A 410-nucleotide genomic window follows, 5' to 3' on the forward strand; every position below is an offset into this window, starting at 1 on the left:
GCCTGCCCGGCCAGCTCGGTCGCGATGTCCATCGCCGAGTTGCCCGTGCCGACGACCAGCACCCGGCGGCCGGCGAACGCGGACGGCTCGCGGTAGGAGTGCGCGTGCGAGGTGGTGCCCTCGAACGTGCCCGGATACGGCGGTTCGGGCAGCCGGGGCGTGTGGTTGTGCCCGTTGGCGACCACGAGATGCGCGACCGTCTCCACGTACGCGCCGTCGGGGCCGGTCAGTTCGAGCCGCCAGCCGTCCTCGGCGCCTTCACCGTGGTCTTCCAGTACGTCGGCGTCGGCGGCGTGCGCGACCTGCTGCCCGCGACGGCCCCGACCGGAACAGCGGGGGACCGGCACGGCCCCGCCCTCGCCCAGGTACGGGACGTGCTGCGCCGCAACCGCCCCTTCCGCGTGCTGGTC

1 protein-coding gene and 1 pseudogene are annotated in these 410 nt (G+C 74.9%); one reads left to right on the forward strand and one right to left on the reverse strand.

Going from position 1 to position 410, the window contains the following annotated elements; genetic code table 11:
* The coding region (locus LPA54_RS40500) for an NAD(P)-binding domain-containing protein (RefSeq protein ID WP_228985429.1) at nucleotides 1-206 on the reverse strand (206 nt) is incomplete at its 3' end.
* On the opposite strand from LPA54_RS40500, the pseudogene LPA54_RS40505 reads away from it, so the two are divergent.
* Nucleotides 189-410 (forward strand): annotated as a pseudogene (locus LPA54_RS40505) (hypothetical protein); the annotation flags it as partial. The gene LPA54_RS40500 and the pseudogene LPA54_RS40505 sit on opposite strands and share 18 nt — an antisense overlap.

Source organism: Streptomyces sp. DH12, assembly GCF_020873895.1.
Taxonomy (GTDB): Bacteria; Actinomycetota; Actinomycetes; order Streptomycetales; family Streptomycetaceae; genus Streptomyces.